Annotated in this window: 9 protein-coding genes and 3 pseudogenes; 9 read left to right on the top strand and 3 right to left on the bottom strand. The window is 59.2% G+C overall.

Annotated features, from left to right (window positions below; all coding sequences use genetic code 11):
• Window positions 1-5 precede the first annotated feature (5 nt).
• Window positions 6-384, top strand: a pseudogene (locus tag G6R19_RS12555) (hydrolase); the annotation flags it as partial.
• Window positions 381-1,431 (top strand): annotated as a pseudogene (locus tag G6R19_RS12550) (NAD-dependent epimerase/dehydratase family protein). The pseudogenes G6R19_RS12555 and G6R19_RS12550, both read left to right, overlap by 4 nt.
• Before the next feature lie 60 nt (window positions 1,432-1,491).
• Here the strand turns inward: G6R19_RS12550 and G6R19_RS12545 are convergent.
• The gene (locus tag G6R19_RS12545; RefSeq protein ID WP_163165422.1) at window positions 1,492-2,313 is read right to left on the bottom strand and encodes a hypothetical protein; all 822 of its coding nucleotides are present in this window, start codon (window positions 2,311-2,313) and stop codon (window positions 1,492-1,494) included.
• A gap of 1,143 nt (window positions 2,314-3,456) precedes the next feature.
• Between G6R19_RS12545 and G6R19_RS12540 the strand changes: the two genes are divergently transcribed.
• Entirely contained in the window at window positions 3,457-5,403 is a 1,947-nt protein-coding gene (locus tag G6R19_RS12540; protein WP_163165420.1) for a pentapeptide repeat-containing protein, read from the top strand.
• A 510-nt stretch (window positions 5,404-5,913) separates the two neighbouring features.
• Here the strand turns inward: G6R19_RS12540 and G6R19_RS20240 are convergent.
• Both G6R19_RS20240 and G6R19_RS12535 read right to left on the bottom strand, forming a co-directional pair.
• A complete protein-coding gene (locus tag G6R19_RS20240) occupies window positions 5,914-6,051 on the bottom strand; it encodes a hypothetical protein (RefSeq protein ID WP_205484393.1) in 138 nt (45 codons plus the stop codon).
• On the bottom strand, window positions 6,048-6,494 hold the full coding sequence (locus G6R19_RS12535) for a hypothetical protein (protein ID WP_205484392.1): 447 nt from the start codon (window positions 6,492-6,494) through the stop codon (window positions 6,048-6,050). The genes G6R19_RS20240 and G6R19_RS12535 overlap by 4 nt, the downstream gene beginning before the upstream one ends.
• A 21-nt stretch (window positions 6,495-6,515) precedes the next feature.
• Here G6R19_RS12535 and G6R19_RS20425 point away from each other — a divergent pair.
• From G6R19_RS20425 to G6R19_RS12505, 6 genes and pseudogenes are all read left to right on the top strand, one after another.
• A pseudogene (locus tag G6R19_RS20425) lies at window positions 6,516-7,064 on the top strand (IS3 family transposase); the annotation flags it as partial.
• 379 nt (window positions 7,065-7,443) lie between these two features.
• Entirely contained in the window at window positions 7,444-10,563 is a 3,120-nt protein-coding gene (locus G6R19_RS12525) for a DEAD/DEAH box helicase (protein WP_275898068.1), read from the top strand.
• Window positions 10,564-11,446: 883 nt separating this feature from the next.
• Window positions 11,447-13,024, top strand: coding sequence for a class I SAM-dependent DNA methyltransferase (locus tag G6R19_RS12520; protein WP_163165414.1), 1,578 nt, complete (start codon window positions 11,447-11,449; stop codon window positions 13,022-13,024).
• Window positions 13,025-13,170: 146 nt separating this feature from the next.
• Entirely contained in the window at window positions 13,171-14,184 is a 1,014-nt protein-coding gene (locus G6R19_RS12515; RefSeq protein ID WP_163165412.1) for a restriction endonuclease subunit S, read from the top strand.
• The gene (locus tag G6R19_RS12510) at window positions 14,184-15,920 is read left to right on the top strand and encodes a hypothetical protein (protein ID WP_163165410.1); all 1,737 of its coding nucleotides are present in this window, start codon (window positions 14,184-14,186) and stop codon (window positions 15,918-15,920) included. The genes G6R19_RS12515 and G6R19_RS12510 overlap by 1 nt, the downstream gene beginning before the upstream one ends.
• Entirely contained in the window at window positions 15,917-19,057 is a 3,141-nt protein-coding gene (locus tag G6R19_RS12505; protein WP_163165408.1) for a type I restriction endonuclease subunit R, read from the top strand. The genes G6R19_RS12510 and G6R19_RS12505 overlap by 4 nt, the downstream gene beginning before the upstream one ends.
• Window positions 19,058-19,073 lie beyond the last annotated feature (16 nt).

Raw genomic sequence — 19,073 nt, 5'->3', positions numbered from 1 at the left:
GAAAACGGCTTTGGGTAGAGGGGTGCCTCGCCCACGTGGTCACCGCTCCTGGTGCTGCTGTAACGCCGGTCGGCGCCGAGCGGGCCATCGAGCGCACGGTCGGCGTCGGGCTGGCCGCGGCCACCGGTTTCGGACCGGCAGGCACCCAGGCAGTGGTCGCCGTCGTCGAGACCGTTCCTCCTGTCCGGAAGGCCGGCCCTGCCGCGCCGCAGCTTGCCGGGAAGGTACGGCAGCCGGCCCTAAGCGCAGGAGTTCATGTCTCCGCTGTCCTCGTAGTCCCCGCCCGACCCCACGGACATCCGGCACAACGCGAAGATTTACAGGTCCCGACTGTCCCGCTGGGCTTCGCGGGTGCTGGCCGGCGGTCGGCCGGGTAAGCCGTGAGGGTCCTGGTCACCGGCGCCAGCGGCCTGCTTTGGGCAGAAATCGCCCGGCTGCTGGTGCGCCAGGGCCATGATGTCACCACCTTCCAGCGTCGTCCCTCAGGGGTCGACGGCGCCACGGACGCCGGTGGTCCGTCACCGACGAGGAAGCGCCCGGGCAACAGTCAACGGCGCCGACGGGGTCATCCATCTGGCAGCCAAGGTTTCCTTCGCGGGCCGCGCTTCGCAGCTTAGCGAGGTGAACGCCGAGGTGACCCGCTGCCTGCTTCTTTGCGCCCGCGCGGCCGGGGTGCGGGACGTGGTGTTCGTGTCTTTGCCGTCCGTGGCCAATTCCGGCGCCGCCATCGCCGGACTGGGCGTCGAACCCGCGGACCCCGAGCGCGCGCACGGCTCCTATTCCCGCTCCGTGGCTGAGAGTGAACTGCTGGCACTGGCGGCGGACGGTCCGGAGTTCAGGGTGGCAGCGGTGCGCCCCCACATCGTCTGGGGCCCGGGCGGCACGCAGTTGGTGGAGCAAGTCCTGGCCCGCGCCAACCGCGGCCGGTTGCCGCTGCTCGACGCCGGTGCGGCCCTGATTGACACCACCTATGTGGACAACGCCGCCGCGGCCATCGTCGTCGCACTGCACCGCATGGACCACGTCCACGGCAGAGCCCTGGTAGTGAGTAACGGTGAGCCGCGCCCGGTGGGCGAACTGCTGGCAGGCATCTCCGCGGCGGGTGGGATCCCGGCACCGTGGTGGCCCTTGCCCGGCGTGGCGGCACGGACGGCGGGAGCGGTAGTGGAGAAGCTGTGGAGCTGGGTTGGACGCGAAGAGGAGCCGCCGATGACCTGGTTCCTCGCCGAGCAGTTCTCCAGTGCGCATTGGTTTGATCAGCGCGAAACACGGGAACTTTTGGACTGGACGCCTGCTGTCTCTATTGATGAGGGACTGGCTAGGATGGCTGGCCACCTATGGAGCACAGGCTGCGGCTCATGTTCGTCGGGCCGGCCGGGAGCCGACGTAGTCGACGCCGCAAACCCCCTAACAGTTTGTACCGCCTTCTGACCTAAGTGCTACCGAAAACGCTTCGGTGGTCTCAACCTCTACCGTCCGCCATATAACCGCTTACTGAATCAAGTCCGGCAGTTTTTGGTCACTGATTTCCGGTCGCAAGCTGCCCGTGCGTCCCGTCTCGAGTTCTTGGACTAAGCGGGTCAGCTTCGCTTCGAGTTCGCTCAATCGCTGACTTTTCATGACTTTTTCCGATTTGAGGTCTTCTGAAAATGTTGAAAGCCATCTCGCGAAGTCAACCTGGGACTCCCTCTCCTCGTCTTCCTTGTAACGCCGAGCAAAGGAGGCGAATTCAGTTACCTCGGGGATAGAGTTATCTGTCTGTGTATTGACCATTAGTTCTGCCACAGCTCGCTGTTCTTCTCGCCAGAAAATAAGGTAGAGGCCGTCAGAATACCTGTCGGTCGCGAAGCTGCTTGCTATGGATCCGACGAGTTTCCCCACGTTTTTTGTGTCCTGGTCAGTTTCGAACTGAAGGAGATGCACGCGGCTATAAAGAAGCTGTTGCCACGCCCAATACCTAGCAAAACGGTGCATCGTCCCCAAGAGGGCAAGTTCTCTTCGATGCGCGTCGGCGCCATGAAGATAAGTCAGGAAGTTATCTTCGCGGATATTCCAAATCCGCTGGCGAAGATCCTCTGCTGCCCTCAGTAAGGGCTCCCGAAGTTTGTCCAGTTCGGCTTTCCCCGATAACTGCCGCTCACGATCTCTGCTGTCCGTGTCTAGGCGGTTCTTCAGAAGTATCAACTCTTCGTTATTTTTGGCTTGGCCTCGTTGCGTCTTTAGGCTTGCCACAGCGGCTATCAATGACGCCAAAAGAGAACCGGCTAGAGCAAAAGAAGCCGTAATGGCTGCGGTAAGAAGACCAGAATCCATGCTCCGATGGTAACCCTGGAGTTCACTAGCCTTGCTCGGGTCACTTCGCTGCAGCTGGGATGTGGGTGCGCGTAACGCCGTCGATGCTAACGGCCCATAGCCGGTAATCAAGCTACTGGTCGGCGGGAGAGTACTTCGTAGACGCGACTGCTGTCCTTGATCCACAAGGCTAGCTCGAGGTCGATATAGCCTGCGAGCTTCAGGATCTCGCGCTGCTTTGCTCCGATGTCAACGGACCAGATCCGGTGGTGATGCCCTATCCGGTTTCGGGACAAACGCAGTGATCCCACGAGGTCGCTGTTTGGGGTTTGATGCCGTCCTGGCATTTGGGGGAACGCCCCCACAAGGTCGGGCCACAAAAACTTTTGCTTTTTGGATACAAGTTGATGCCAGAAGCCAAATGAAACCTCGGATATGTTCCGCCCTTCATCCATAGCCCGCCTGATTTGCTTGACTTGGCGCTGAGCCTTATCTAAATCCTTGTATGGATGCGCAATCTAGATCGGCGGGCGGAGACTGTGACGCGTCGCTGCCTGCGATCTGGAGCAATTCGTCGCCGAGACCTACCGCCTCACTAGCCTCGATATCGCAGCTGGTCGAGACAATGATGAGTATCGCAACACGACAAGCCCGCGCCAGCACGAAGAGTAACTGGCGGGGTCGCATCTCAGTGGCCCGACTCATGCTGTGCGGCCGGTTCTCGTAGTTCGGCTCCAGCCTCCAGAGCGACGGGCTTGCCTAGCTGGCTCTCACCTATCCAAGGCCTTGTCGCGTCAGAATCATCCCGAGTCGGGCTTCAATGTGACGCCGCAGTATCCCCAGCAGCAGCCTTACCGCGTCCACGTTATGCCTCACCACGCGCTGAAGCGTAACCGTTAGTTAAGACATCGAACCGCTAGTCTGGGGATTCAGAACGCTGTAATCGGGGGACGCGTGACTTCCGCATTAGAAGGGACTGTAAGAAAAACGGTGTGTGGGGTCGGATCAGGCCGGACCCTCACACACCGTTTTTCTTACAGTCCCCATTAGAAATTCTGCAACCGGAAAGATCATGAGGGGCGCATGCGGACTTGGTTGAATAAGGGCCGAGAGTTGTGGAGAGATCATCTTCCGCGCGTATACGGTTGGTTAAAAGCGCTAAGGATGCGGAACATAAATCTGTCTTTGGCCACGGTGTTCTCTCTTGCTGGAGCCATTGGTATCGCTGTTCTCGCAGCAAAGGTCTTAGCACCTCTGCTGAACGTGAGCAATGAAGCAACGCCGCCAGTAGATCTGACAAAGATCGCACTGACAATTGCTGCCGGTGTTGGAGGCGTTGTCGCCCTTGTTGTGGCGTACCGGCGGCAACGCGATCTTGAGCAGGGCAGATTCGTTGAACGTTTCGGTGCAGCAGCCGCCCAGCTCGGGAATGCCGACGTGGCAGTGAGAATGGCCGGCGTCTACGCGATGGCAGGTGTTGCCGACCAAACATCCAAGCTCCAGCGGCAGCAGTGCATAGATGTGCTGTGCGGTTATCTCCGGTTGCCTTATTCTCCGGAGCTTGGAAACAACCATCAGTCTGGCCGCACACTAAAAATGCCGGTGATTCGAGTTGGAGGCCTGGAGGAGGAACTACGGTTCCAGTACCGCCAGAACGACAAGGAAGTACGCAAGACCGTCGTGCGCGTCATTACGGCACACCTGCAAAAGAGGGCAACCATCTCCTGGTCCTCTAACGACTTCGACTTCACCGGGTCACATTTTGAAGAGCCTGATTTCGGCGGGGCGGTCTTCAGCGGGAAGGACACTTGGTTCAACGGGGCGGTCTTCAGCGGGGAGGACACTTCGTTCAATGAGGCGGTCTTCAACGGGAAGAACACCCGGTTCGACGGGGCGGTTTTCAGCGGGAAGGACACTTCGTTCAATGAGGCGGCCTTCAGCGGGGAGAACACCTGGTTCGACAAGGCGGTTTTCAGTGGGGAGCACACCCTGTTCGACAGGGTGGTTTTCAGCGGGGAGAACATCCAGTTCGACCAGGCAATCTTCAGAGGGGACACCTGGTTCAAGGAGGCGGTCTTCAGCGGAGAGCACACCTGGTTCGACGGAGCGGTCTTCAGCGGGGAGAACACCCTGTTCGACAAGGCGGTCTTCAGCGGGAAGAACACCCTGTTCCGCAAGGCAATCTTTAGAGGGGAGAACACCCGTTTCGACGAGGCGGTTTTCAGCGGGGAGAACACCGGGTTCAGCGAGGCGGTCTTCAGCGGGGAGAACACCCTGTTCGACAAGGCGGTTTTCAGCGGGAAGAACACCCTGTTCGGCGAGGCAATCTTCAGCGGGGAAAACACCGGATTCAGCGAGGCGAGCTTCAGCGGGGAGCACACCCGATTCGACAAGGCGGTTTTCAGGGGGAAGAACACCCGGTTCGACGAGGCGGTTTTCAGCGGGGAGAACACCGGGTTCAGCGAGGCGGTTTTCAGCGGGGAGAACACCCGATTCGATAAGGCGGTTTTCAGCGGGGAGCACACCTGGTTCGACAAGGCGGTTTTCAGCGGGGAGAAGACCCGATTCGATAAGGCGGTTTTCAGCGGGGAGCACACCGTGTTCAACGAGGCGAGCTTCAGCGGGGAGAACACCCGATTCGACAAGGCGGTTTTAAGCGGGGAAAACACCTGGTTCAACAAGGCAATCTTCAGCGGGAAGGACACTTGGTTCAATGAGGCGGTCTTCAGCGGGAAGAAGACCCGGTTCGACAAGGCAATCTTCAGCGGGGAGAACACCGGGTTCAGCGAGGCGGTTTTCAGCGGGAAGAACACTTGGTTCAACAGGGCGGTTTTCAGCGGGGAGAACACTTGGTTCAACTGGGCGGTTTTCAGCGGGGAGAACACTGGCTTCAACGAGGCGAGCTTCACCGGGAAGAACACCGGGTTCAACAGAGCGAGCTTCACCGGAGAGAACACTCTGTTTGTAAAAGTGGATTTTGGCGGTGGCAAGGTCGATTTTAAGAAACCGAAGACGTGGGATCCAGCTCCTACCTTTGACTGGAACAAGGATCTGACGTTGAAGCCGGCAAATGTTGAGCCGCAGGATTGGCCCCCCGTCCCGGATCCTTAAAAGACCTCACTCGGCGCTTGTCGGGGAAAGTCATGCCGCTTGCCGATGAAGGTCCATGGTTTTCCGGGAGACGTTCAGGGACCCCAATCCTGACCGCCAAACGCTCCTCTAGTCTCCTCAGGCAGGGTCGCAGAAATCCCAGGCGTGGAAATAGGAACGCGGGGGGATATTTATCGCTATGCCAAAGGTGCGAGGGGAATATGCAGCCCGATGGGGCTGGCTCAAGTCCAACCCCACCGGGGTCTAGCCGTTAGTGCGTGTAGACCTTGGAGCCCAAGCTGACTTGTTCCCGATCAAACGCATTGAGTGCTGCTTTGCGTCGTTCGCTCATCTCTACTGGCGGGGCGAGTGAGAGATTGAACCCTTCGTACTTGCCGCGAGCAATGTTGGGACTGCTGAAGGTTTGGCCTGTTGCCTCATTGCAATACCTCCGGGAAAAGTGCTTCGTTGCCTCATGCGAAAACCTCCGGATGGCTGCTTCGTTGCCTCATTGAAAAGCCTCCGGGAAGGTCAGTTGTTCCAGGCCCTGTTGACGGTTTTGACGGCGGCGGGCTGTTTTGCCCGGGAGAGGGTTTCGAGCTGGGCTGTTAGTGCGAGGATCTGCCGTGAGAGGGCTGCGGGTTTGATGCGTTTGAAGGCGGCGTTCATGCCGATGGTCGGGCGTTTACGCGTGGCTGGATGGCGGATCGCCCGCAGGTGCGGGGTCGCGGGTGCGTCGTGTTTCTTGGTGATTTTGCACCGTGCCGACGTTTCTCCAGGAGCTTCTGCCGGGGTAGAAGGTAGTTGGTGAAGACGCGGTCCAGTTCCCAGATCTCGTTCAGTTTCTCCAGTTCCGCGGCGGTGTCGTAGCGGAGGTAGCCGACGAGTTCCCTCACTCGTGCCCGGTTCTTCTGCTCGATGTGGGCGCCGTCGTTTCTGTTGCCCCGCCGTGAGCGGGTGAAGGTGATCTGGTGCGCGTGGCAGTAGGCGAGAAGGTGGTCGTTGATGAACTCGGAGCCGTTGTCCGAGTCGATCCCGATGATGGGGAAGGGGAACACCGCGGTGACGTGTTCGAGGGCTTCGAAGACCCATTTGGCGGCCTTGTTCCGCACGGACCGAGAAGCGCATCAAGGGAACAGGAAGCCGAAGTCATGCGCCGGGCAGTTGCGTATCTGTCCAGGGTCATCAACCCAAAATGATGTTCCCGCTGGTCCTTGACTATGCCGCTGACGGTGTTCCCGTCGCGGTGACCTGCCGGGTACTGAACTTCTCCGAACAGGCCTTCTACAAGTGGAAGTCCAACCCCGTCTCGGTTCGGGATGGGGGGAAGCACATTTCATCAACGCTGCGATTGACGTCCACGCCGATGACCCGGCATTCGGCTACCGGTTCATCGCCGACGAACTCAACGCCGGCGATAAAAAGGTGGCCAGCGAACGCCGGATCTGGCGGCTCTGCTCGGCTAATGGCATCCTTTCGGTCATCCACCACCGCTAACGGGTCGGAGGTCGTAAGGCTGGTCCGCCGGTCCACGATGACCTGCTCAAGCGGGACTTCAGCGCCGCTGCACCGGATAGGAAGTGGGTCGCGGACATCACCGAGCACCCCACTACGGAGGGCAAGCTCTACCTGGCGCGATCAAGGACCTGTATTCAAACCGGATCGTTGGCTATTGGTTGCTTGGTCGCTGCCGATTCAAAGAGGCCGTGGCGTCATTCCTCCCGCACCACGCCGCACTATAAGCGGCACAACTACGGCGTCAGCCTCAGACGACCCTAACCATGCTCATCTGCGAAGGGCCTGTTTGGTCCTGGGGGTCCCGATCCGAGAAAAACGCTCCGACGAACCAGTTCTGTTTCGGGGTATCTACCTCTTCTGACAACATGCCTCGAGAACTCCTGTTTTCATGTAACGGCCCGATCCGGCCAAGGATCATTAGACCACCACCCAGTGCAATCCTGAGTGCACGACGCTTGAATGGTCTTCCGCATCGATTGCGGTTTTGCACGCTAACCTGGCGAAGTGACTAATTCCATTGGGGGAGTGGCAGCGGCAGGGCAGCTGCCCGAAGGCTTGTACGAACTATTGAATACGGACGTACTTGGTCAGCGTTTGGGCCGCGCTGCAGAACTCCAGCCCGTGTTCGCGGACGTGGAAGACGAAGACACTCCTGATATCCTCTCCCGTCATGTCGCCGACGCCGTTCGCGACGCTCTCGCTGACGCACGCCCTGCGGACAGGGTTGCCCTGGCCAACCGGCTACTCGAAGCGTTGCAGCAGAATGACCGCATCGCGGACGGGCCCACGGTGCTCCACTCGCTCCACCGCCCGGATGCGCTCAAGCGTCGCCAGCTCCGCCGTCCCACGACAAGACTCAGCGACTCCGCGCTCCTGACCAACAGCAACGAGGACCCAAACCTGGCAGCAGAACTGCGCGCAGAAATCGAATCGGCGGACAGCGTCGACCTCCTCTGCGCCTTCGTCCGCTGGACCGGCATCAGGCTCCTCGAGCCGGCACTCGAGCAGCTCAGAGGCCGCGGCGTGAAACTTCGCGTCATCACCACCACCTATATGGGCGCCACCGAACGCCGCGCCATTGACGTGCTCGTCAACAGGTACGGGGCCGAGGTGAAGATCAGCTACGAAACCCAGGCCACAAGGCTGCATGCGAAGGCCTGGCTGTTCCGCCGTAACACCGGATTCGACACCGCCTACGTAGGCAGCTCCAACCTGAGTCAGGCCGCGCTGCTCGACGGGCTGGAATGGAACGTCCGCCTTAGTTCCGTCGCAACGCCTGCCCTCCTGCAGAAGTTCGAGGTTACCTTCGACAGCTACTGGGAGCAGCGGGCCTTCCAGAGCTACGATCCAGAACGCGACGGCGAGAAGCTGGACGCTGCACTGGAACGCAATGGCGGACGTCGCACCGCGGCCCCGGACGCTCCCACTGGGCTTGAGGTTCAGCCGTTCTTGCATCAGGAGGAGATGCTGGAGGACCTGGAAGCAGAGCGCCTCAAGGGCTTCAACAACAACCTCCTGGTCGCCGCCACCGGTACCGGAAAAACCGTCATCGCAGCGCTGGACTACAAGCGGCTGAGTGAATCTGCCGGCAGAGACCTAAAGCTGCTCTTCGTCGCCCACCGGCAGGAAATCCTGAAGCAAGCGATGCGCACTTACCGCGACGTCATGCAGGACGGCGCCTTCGGTGAACTCTACGTAGGGGACCACAAGCCGCAAGCGTGGAAGCATATCTTCGCGTCGGTCCAGTCGCTGTCTTCCCTTGGCATAGAGCAGCTTGAATCGGACTTCTTCGACATCGTGGTCATCGATGAGTTTCACCACGCCATGGCGCCCACCTACCGCCGCCTGCTCGACCACCTCAAGCCGCAGCAACTCCTCGGGCTCACTGCTACACCGGAACGCGGGGACGGCGTCGACGTCGCCAAGCAATTTTTCGACGGCCGAACCGCCAGCGAACTGCGTCTATGGGACGCCCTGGACGCCGACCTGCTGGTGCCCTTCCACTACTTCGGCGTCTCGGACGACGTCGACCTAAGCCAGTTGGAATGGAAACGCGGCAACTACGACACCACCCAGCTGAGTGCCCTCTACACGGGAAACGACGCCCGTGCTGCGAAAGTAATCCGCGAACTCAGGGACAAGGTCACCAGCACCGACCAGATGCGGGCCATCGGCTTCTGCGTCTCGGTGCAGCACGCGCACTACATGGCTGAGGTCTTCAACCGGGCGGGCATTGCCTCCGTGGCCGTCGACGGCACGACTGACAATGCTGACCGCGAGGATGCCCTCAGGCGCCTGGGGCAACGGGAGATCAACTGCATCTTCGCCGTCGACCTTTTCAACGAAGGCCTGGACCTGCCGCAGGTGGACACCATCCTGCTGCTCCGGCCCACGCAGAGCGCCACGGTGTTCCTCCAGCAGCTGGGACGCGGGCTGCGGCGTGCGGACGGCAAGGCGGTGCTGACGGTCCTGGACTTCATCGGCCAGCAGCGCCGTGAGTTCCGCTTTGATCTGCGCTACCGCGCGCTGACAGGCTACGGCCGAAAGGAACTGGAGAAGGCGGTCGAGGACGAATTCCCGTACCTGCCTTCCGGCTCGCACATCGTGCTGGACCGGGTGGCGCAGAAGGTGGTGCTGGACAGCATCAAGGTACAGCTCCGGTTCAACCGGCCACAGCTGGTCCGGGACATTGCCTCGTACGCCGAGATTGAGCTGGAGGCTTATCTGGAGCGGTCCGGCAACGACGTGAAGACGATCTACCGTTCCACCAAGGACTCATGGACCGGTTACCTCCGGCAGGCAGGGCTCATCGAGGGGCTTTCACCGCTGGAGACCGTGTTGCGGGGGAAGCTCGAGGAGCTGTCGGACGCGGAGGAGAAGAAACTGCTGGGCCGCATGGCCGCGCTGATTCACGTGGACGATCCGGAACGCGCCGCCGCCTATTCGATGCTGGTGGTTCCCGACGCGCCCCGCTACGCGGAGCTTGGCATACGCGACAAGGCTTTTGCCCGCATGCTTTTTTATACGCTGTGGGATGACGGCGGCGGATTCACAACGTACGACGACGGCCTGGACCACCTGCGCGGCTACCAGTTTGTGTGCCGCGAAATTTGCGAGGTCGTGAAGCTTGGAGTGGCGGCATCGAAGCATGCGGCGAAGAGCCTCGGCGCGGGTCTGCAGCACATTCCGCTGCTCTCGCACGCCACCTACCGGCGCGAGGAGGTTCTGGCCGCGTTGCAGTACGGCTCGCTGGAACAGGGCAAGAACGTCCAGCACCGGGAGGGCGTCGCTTGGTGCCCTGCAACTTCCACCGATGCCTTCTTTGTCACCCTTAACAAGGATGACAAGAAGCACTCGGCGACGACGATGTACAAGGACTACGCGATCAGCCCCGAGCTGTTCCACTGGGAATCGCAGAACGCCACGTCTCCAAAGAGTCCAACAGGGCGGCGGTACGTGGACCGGGCCTCACATGGTACGAGTGTTCTGATCTTCACGCGGGACACGGCGGACGATGAGACCGGTCTGACAGTCCCCTACACTTGCCTGGGCCAGGTGGACTACGTTCAGCACTCTGGGGAGAAACCGATTGCGATCACATGGAAGCTGCACCGGCCAATGCCGGCGGATGTGTTTGCGACTGCAGCGGCAATTGCTCAATAGCAATTCGCAATCACTGCTCCTGGTTAGGTGTTTGGAGCATGTCCGCCTCTAGCGCTTCCCAGCTCTAGCACAGTCTTCTGGCGGTGCGCAGGCTGGACTGCTGTGGTTTCGAATTAAAGATGATTCTGTTCCGCAACTCGAAGCAACCAACGGTGAAGGTGAAAGGCCTGATCAAGTTGCAACATAGTTGTCAATGGTCCAGCACCGGCAAGGCAGCGAACGTCCCACTAGTACCATTGAAAGTCTGCACAGCGTTTTGCCGTAAATGGGCCAAGCACCGTTTGCTGGTGTCCCCCATCAGAACCCCTACCAATGTTTGAAAGCCTATGAGAGAACAATAGAACCCTGTCTCAGGATTGGCGACGCCAGGTTGACTGGGACCGAGCTCACCGGATTAACGAGCAGTGTGCATCTGAACACTCCCCTTGAACGACCAGGAACCTCCTGTTGCTGCGCGTTCAAAAACGAAACTGGCAACAGCTGTGTCCGCCTACTCCTCGTCCACGCGGCCTGGCACCTGCAGAACAGGCGCCGACGCTCGTTCGCGCCCAGCGGGAAGATCCCGATTCGGAACCCCGCAGCGTACGCCAGCTCCCCCCGAGGCGCCAACCGAGATGATTTCGCAACCAGGCCCGCTGACCTGGACCAGGTTCCAGGAAGATGCACGCCTCGCGCAAATGTTGCCATCGCTGTTGAACGAGATCGCATAACATACGAAAAGGGCGTATGTCTCAGTGTCTGGTGAGTCGTTCTGCTTAGCGCGAGTCGAGCATCACCCGGGGCCAGCGGCGCGGCATTGCGGTAATTCCAGCGGCCGCTTATATCGTCGGACAAGATTACGTAGGAATGAAATCGCGCTCAGGCGCGGAGGAGAAAAACGCATATGGTGGGACCCACACCGAAACCGAAACGCACAAAGTCGCTAGAGCAGACCCTGTGGGAAGCTGCCGATAAGCTGCGCGGGAATCAGGAGCCAAGCGAGTACAAGCATGTGGTGCTTGGGCTCGTATTCCTCAAGTACATCTCCGACCGGTTTGAAGAGCGCCGGCAGGCCCTTGAAGCCGAGCTGACCGCCGACGGCATCAAACCCGAGCGGCTTGTATCTTTCCTGGAGGATCGGGACGAGTATGCTAGTCACAACGTCTTTTGGGTGCCTGAGTTTGCTCGCTGGGGCTACATCCAGTCCATAGCAAAGCTGCCCCATGTTGGCGAGCATATCGATCAGGCGATGGACTTGATCGAGAAGGAGAATCCCTCAATCCGCGGTGTGCTGCCCCGTAACTACGGCCGCGACGGCCTCGACAAGCGCCGCCTCGGTGAGTTGGTCGACCTGATAGGCTCGATCGGCTTCACGACGACAGACGACCACGGAGCTGACGATGTACTCGGCCGGGTCTACGAGTACTTCCTCGGCCAGTTTGCGGGTAAGGAAACGGGCAAAGACGCCGGAGCCTTCTACACTCCTCGATGGGTGGTTAAACTACTCGTTGAGATGCTCGAACCCTACAAGGGTCGTGTCTACGACCCTGCCTGTGGCTCGGGCGGCATGTTTGTGCAGTCAGCCGACTTCGTGAAGGCCCATGGTGGCAAGCGAACCGATCTCTCCGTTTACGGACAGGAGTTCACCGATACCACCTGGAAGCTTGCCAAGATGAACCTCGCCCTGCGGGGCATCGAAGCCGACCTTGGCGTGCGGTCCGCAGACTCGTTCCTTTCGGATCTACATCAGGATCTACGGGCCGATTTCATCATCGCCAATCCGCCGTTCAATGTGTCCGATTGGTGGGATCCGAAGCTTGCGGACGATCCCAGATGGAAGTACGGCACCCCACCCCAGGGCAATGCCAACTTCGCCTGGGTGCAGCACTTCATCCATCATCTCGCGCCGAAAGGCACAGCGGGTTTCGTGCTCGCCAACGGCTCGCTGAGCTCCAAGACCGGCGGCGAGGACGAAATCCGTCGCAAGGTCGTTGAGGCTGATCTCGTCGACTGCATTGTCGCCTTGCCCGACAAGCTCTTCTTCAACACAGGTATCCCCGTCTCGCTCTGGTTTGTCTCAAAGGACCGCCATGGCAACGGTTACCGCAGACGTGAAGGCGAAGTGCTTTTCATAGATGCGCGCAAGCTGGGCTCGATGGTGAACCGAAGGCTGCGTGAACTGACAGATGGCCCCGAAGGCGACATACAGAAGATCGCCGGCGCCTACCATGCCTGGCGTAACCATGAGGGCGGTTATGAGGACGTACCCGGGTTCGTTAGGGCGGCGTCATTGGAGGAGATCAGACGACAAGACTTCGTACTTACGCCTGGCCGATATGTTGGTGCCGGGAAAGTGGAAGCCGACGACGAGCCGATCGACGAAAAAATTGAGCGCCTAACGAATGAACTATTTGACGAGTTCGATCGTGGCAAGGCATTCGAGAAGGTCGTGCGCGAACGTCTAGGGGGTATACAGGCGTGACAGTGATGTCGATTCAGGATGCCTTTCTAATGAATCCCCCGGTGGCCCTGCGAAGGACAATTGCGGCGCCCTTCGTCGATATGGCGTCTCTTGCGCCTTTCACACGCGATGTGAGGGCGGCGTGTACGAAGCCTTACTCGGGCGGGATGAAGTTCATGGATGGCGACGTCTTGATGGCGAGAATTACGCCGTCGCTCGAGAACGGTAAGACCTCCATCTACCGTGCCAGTCCAGAAGCCGAGGGTCTCCCAGCGTTTGGCTCGACTGAATTCATCGTGATTCGTGGACGTGAAGGAGTTTCGGACAGCACCTTCGCCTACTACGTCTTCACGTCACCGGAAGTGCGCGAGCACGCAATCAGTTCAATGAATGGCAGTTCTGGACGGCAACGCGTCCAACACGACTCATTGGCGCGATTTAAGATCGACCTGCCGTCGATCGAGGAGCAGCGCGATATCGCCGGGACGCTAGGCGCCCTCGACGACAAGATTGAGTCGAACCGGCGTCTGCGCGCGCTGCTGCGTGAGCTTGGACGCGCAAGGTTCCAGCAAGCTGTCGAACACGAGAGCCATACGAAGGTCTTGGACGACCTGACGATCTCGATAACTCGTGGCGTGACACCCAAATACGCTGATGGGGAGCCGCTGGCTCCTCTCGTGATCAACCAGAAGTGTATCCGGGACGGATGGGTTTCGCTCGGACCGGCTCGTCAGATGCAAGCGCGCGATGTGCCCGTCACGAAACGTGCCGGGAGTGGCGACATCTTGGTGAACTCTACGGGGACCGGTACACTAGGTCGGCTTGCTCGCTGGCATAGCGGCGACATTTTCGTCGATAGTCACGTTTCGGTAGTTAAGCCCGATCCCAGCCAAGTTGAGCCAGTCATCCTGGCCTACGCATTGTTCGGTCGCCAGGCGGATATCGAGGACTTTGCCACAGGCAGTACCGGGCAGACTGAGCTCAGCCCCGCTCGGCTGGGGTCGCTCCCGGTCTACATTCCGGGTGGAAAGCTTAATGGTCTGTCTGTCGACCTGTATGCAATTGAGGAAAGGGCCCAGCAACTTGAGGCTGAGATTACGCGACTTGAAGCCGTTCGCGACACGCTTCTTCCTGAACTGGTTTCCAGGCGCATTGGCCTCCCAGTAGAAGTACGCGCCTGATGCCGGTAACTGGAGCAGTCGCAGCATTAGGCGCCATCTGCTCGTTATTGTTCGTTGCCATTGCGGCAATGGTTGCCGCGCGGAGGAAGTCAGAGGAGCCATGGCTGCTGCGCGCGCCGCTGCTCTGGCTTGTCCTGGCTGTACTGCTTGGCCTCATCTCGATTTATTCTCTCCTGATGCTGCTCGCTTTCGATGCTCCCGACTTCAAGCTCCCGGCCACTGCCAACGTATCCAACCCGGTCTTGGTTGCAGCGACGTTGGTTGCTGGTGGTCTCACTGCGGCCTATGCCGTTCTGCGGCTGAGGGCTCACCTCGTGGCCGAGGAGAAGGGGAAAATTGACGCTCGCGGTGATTCACGGGCAGATGATAAACACCGGAGCGATCTGGAAGTGGCACTTATAGAGCGCTTCGCCAAGGGCGTTGAGTTGCTTGCTTCGAACCATGCGATCTCGAGAATCGCGGGTGCGCACCTGATTCTCGCGCTTGGTGATGAGTGGAAACGCGGAGTGCAGCGATGTCTCGATGTGCTCGTCTCGCATCTTCGAGGACTGCGGGAGAATCATTCGTTCGATGATGAAGCGGGAAGTTCCTATGGTGTTCGTGAAGAAGTTCGTCTAATTACGAGCGAGGTGATCAGGCGTCTCTCCGAATTAGAAGGTCGATGGGATGTCCGGGCTGGTGATTTCCGCGGTGCAGTTCTTGGAGATGTAGATCTAACGGAAGTTAGGGGACTCTCCGTGCTTGACTTCCGCGAGGCGCGCATCCTCGGTGACTTGACACTCTCGAGACGGGCGAGCGATGAGGTGCCCCAGCTTGCAGGTTTGACCTGTGACGGCGATTTGTCCGTTGAGTGGACGAAGTCCCATGAACAGCGGGAGGCTGAACTTCGAGATGAGATTGACCTTTCAGCGGCAGCCGTAGGTGGATCTATCGTATTTTCCGGCGAGTTGCTGGATCTTGACTTGAAGTGTTCTGACCTTCGGGCTGGAGGGGATTTCTCACTCGCCTTTGAAGAGTTCGAATGCGATGTAACGCTGGATGCAGCGAACGTACAAGGAGAGATCCGCATAGGTTCTACGGCCCTGAGTACAGCGTTCGGCGTGAACGGCGAGCAGACCTCGCTCTCTCTCGCGGATGCTGCGTTTTCGAAGCTTACACTTAGAAATCTGTCATCAGGCCCGCTGCTCAACCTGTCTGGCGCGAGCGGCGAGGTTGATCTCTCGGACTCTCGGTTTTCTTACGAAGTTGTAGCGAATCATCTGGACGCCAGCACTGGGCTGAATTTAAGACGATCGAAGTTCGAAGCTGCTTTGGTTCTTGACGGGGCTACTATTCCTGCCGCCGTGGATGTAGAAGGACTTATCCTGTCGGCCTCCGCTCGTAGCGGCATTCAATCATCGGATTTCGCCTTTCGAGATCGTTTGCTTGGTTCGAGCGAGGTGCGACCCGCAAGGGGGCTCACTAGTGACTCAACATTCAACTGGCGTCGAGCAATGGAGCCTATACGAGATGGCGCAGATCCAAGCTTTATAGAGGAGCTCGAACGGCGACTGGCCGATGCCGAGACTAATCTCCCGCTCGATTGGCAGCAGAGGACAACTTTTACTTCGCGGATTATGAGCGATGTGTCAAGAGCGGCCGCAAAGACGGACCAAACAAAGGACGTTATGCGAAAGGTGCAGGAGGTTCTACGCGAGTCACTTGACCTGGCCTCTGCAGAGAGGGAATCTGTGTGAGCTCTTTCAGAGAGAACATCATTGAGCTCGCGACACTCGAGTACTTCGCAGAACTTGGCTTTCAGCGGCTTCATGGCCCGGACATTGCGCCGGGCGAACCTGCCGCAGAGCGCAACTCTTACGAGGATGTCTTCCTGTGGGGACGACTGCAGGATGCCATTCGGCGGATCAATCCCGAGATCACGGCGGCCGTCGCTGACGAAGCGTTGAAGCGCATGCAGCGAGCTGAATCGCAGAGTCCGATTGATGAGAACTATCGCCTTCACAAGATCATCACCGAGGGCTTGCCGGTGGAGAGCCGTGCGGCGGACGGAACGCTGCGCACCTCACGGGTGTGGCTCGTGGATTTTGAGAAACCATGGAACAACGACTGGGCAGCGGTCAATCAGTTTACGATCATGGAAAACGGGAAGAGCCGACGCCCCGATGTGCTCGTGATGGTAAATGGCATGCCGCTCGCACTGTTCGAGCTGAAGAACCCGGCTGCTGAGCATGCCACCTTAAAGTCGGCCTGGAATCAGGTACAGACTTACCGGCAAAACATTCCGTCGGTGTTCGTGCCCAATGCTGTTACCATCCTCGCCGACGGTACTTCTGCATCGATGAGCTCGTACACCGGCGGCTTCGAGCATTTTGCGCCATGGAAGACGATCGGGGGGCCCGAGATTGTCGGGAGTCTTCCTGCCCTGGAAATACTTATAAAGGGTGTTTTCGAGCCGAAGCGGTTCCTTGATATCCTGCGGAACTTCGTGGTTTTCAGCGACGAAACCGCAACAGACAAAACGACAGGTCAGCCGACGCGTGTTCTGCTGAAGCGTGTGGCAAAGTATCACCAGTACTGGGCGGTGAACGCAGCCGTTGAGTCGACCGTGCGCGCATCGCGTCCGGACGGTGATCGCCGCGGTGGCGTGGTTTGGCACACTCAAGGTTCTGGTAAGAGCTTCGAAATGTTGTTCTACGCCGCGAAGATAATGCGAGATCTGCGCATGACGAATCCAACCTTGGTGTTCATCACTGACCGCAACGACCTAGACGACCAGCTCTTCGGCGAGACCTTCGCGCCCGCGCGAATCCTTCCAGAGAAACCTGTGCAGGCGGCAACGCGTACCCATCTTCGTGCGAAGTTGAAGCGCGCCTCAGGAGGAATAGTCTTCACGACGCTGCAAAAATTCGTGCCTGGGGAAGATGGCGATGTCGATCCGATGCTGACTGACCGCCGCAACATCGTTGTAGTGGCGGATGAGGCGCATCGATCTCAGTACGGCTTCAGTGAGAAGCTCGACCGGCATGGCAGGCTGAAGGCTGGCATGGCGAAACACCTGCGCGATGCCCTACCCTCTGCGACCTACCTTGGATTCACCGGTACCCCGATTGAGTCAAATGACAAGAGCACGAGCTCAGTGTTCGGCGACTACGTTGACGTGTACGACCTAACCCGCGCTGTCAAGGATGGCGCGACGGTGAAGATCTTCTACGAATCGCGGCTTGCCAAGATTGACCTTTCTGATCAAGATCTCGAGGCGCTTGACGAATTGGCCGAAGCGATCACTGAGACCGTCGAGGAAGATGCTGCTACGGCAGCTAAGTCGCGTTGGTCGCGCCTGGAAGCCATCGTCGGTGCGGACTCACGTCTTGACTTGGTCGCTCACGACATCGTGGACCACTGGGAAAAGCGCCGTGCAGCGCTATTGGGCAAAGGCATGATCGTGGTGATGAGCCGCCGCATCGCGGTGAAGCTTTACGAGAAGATCGTGGCATTGCGCCCGGACTGGCATTCGGACGACCCGGCAAGCGGCAAGATCAAGGTCGTCATGACTGGGTCTGCCTCCGACCCTGCTGAATTCCAGCCACATATCCACTCGAAAGATGTCCGTAAGGACCTCAAACTCCGTGCCAAGAACCCCGACAATGAGCTGGAGCTTATGATAGTGCGGGACATGTGGTTGACCGGTTTCGACGCCCCATCGCTGCACACGATGTACGTTGACAAGACAATGCGAGGTGCGGGCCTGATGCAGGCCATCGCCCGTGTGAACCGCACCTTCCGGGACAAGCCTGGCGGCCTCGTAGTCGACTACATAGGGGTCTTTGCAAACCTTCAGGCAGCACTTGCCGAGTACTCGCCGTCAGACCGCGATCAAGCCGGTGTGCCGATTCACGAGATGGTGTCGGTGATGCTGGAGAAGCACGACATTGTGCGCGGCTTGCTGCACGGCGTTCAGTACGACTCCTCGCCTGGTCTCTCCGCGTCCCAGCGTCTCGCTGAGTACGCGAAGGTGCTCGACTTCGTTATGGTCGATCCCGACCGGACGAGCCGCTTCAATAATCAAGTGCTGGCACTTGCCAAGGCCTTCGCCTTAGCGGGTGCCCGCGACGAGGCTGCCGTAGTCCGTAACGACGTGCGGCTCTTCACGGATGTACGCGCAGCAATTCTAAAGATTCAGAACCCCGACTCAGGACGAGGCGGGTCCGGTGCAGTCGAGATTGACACAGCGCTTGGCCAGTTGCTGAACGAAGCGGTCGCTGCGGATCAGGTCGTCGACATCTACAGGCTCGCGGGGGTCGAGACGCCGGAGCTATCTATTCTTTCGGATGCGTTCCTTGACTCCCTCGCCGATAAGGAAAAGCCCAACCTGCAGATGGGGCTTCTTCGCCGCCTACTCAACGATCAAATCCGAACAGTGCGTCGCACGAATCTCGTGCAAGCCCGAAAGTTTTCCGAGCTGTTAGACGAGGCCATTAACCGCTATACCAACCGGTCGCTCACCACGGCAGAGATCATCGCGGAGCTGATCACTCTCGCGAAGCAGGTGCGTGAGGAACAGAAGCGCCACGTCGACCTCGGACTCCGTGAGGACGAGGTGGCCTTCTACGACGCCATTTTGCAGAGCGATTCGGCAGTTCTCCAGCTCGGTGACGAGGTACTCAAAGACATTGCGCGGAAGCTGGTGACGACTGTGCGTGAGTCTGCCACGATTGACTGGAACCTCAAGGATTCAGTGCGTGCGGCCATGCGGTCCAAGGTCCGCCGTTTGCTTGCTCGCTACGACTACCCCCCGGACGTCGAGGCGAAGGCGATCGAATTGGTTTTGGAGCAGGCGGAGCTGTTCGCATCCGGTGAAACGCTGAACTCGTAGCTGCGGCTGAGGGAGG

Origin of the sequence: Arthrobacter sp. Alg241-R88 (assembly GCF_900537115.1) — a bacterium.
Lineage (GTDB): Bacteria > Actinomycetota > Actinomycetes > Actinomycetales > Micrococcaceae > Arthrobacter.
This window is presented reverse-complemented; position numbering and strand designations above follow the sequence as displayed.

Excerpts from the sequence above, each read along its gene's own strand:
- G6R19_RS20240 (WP_205484393.1), bottom strand. The coding sequence starts at position 6,051 with ATGAACGCCGCCTTCAAACGCATCAAACCCGCAGCCCTCTCACGGCAG.
- G6R19_RS12545 (WP_163165422.1), bottom strand. The coding sequence starts at position 2,313 with ATGGATTCTGGTCTTCTTACCGCAGCCATTACGGCTTCTTTTGCTCTA.
- G6R19_RS12540 (WP_163165420.1), top strand. The coding sequence starts at position 3,457 with ATGCGGAACATAAATCTGTCTTTGGCCACGGTGTTCTCTCTTGCTGGA.
- G6R19_RS12520 (WP_163165414.1), top strand. The coding sequence starts at position 11,447 with ATGGTGGGACCCACACCGAAACCGAAACGCACAAAGTCGCTAGAGCAG.
- G6R19_RS12510 (WP_163165410.1), top strand. The coding sequence starts at position 14,184 with ATGCCGGTAACTGGAGCAGTCGCAGCATTAGGCGCCATCTGCTCGTTA.
- G6R19_RS12515 (WP_163165412.1), top strand. The coding sequence starts at position 13,171 with ATGAAGTTCATGGATGGCGACGTCTTGATGGCGAGAATTACGCCGTCG.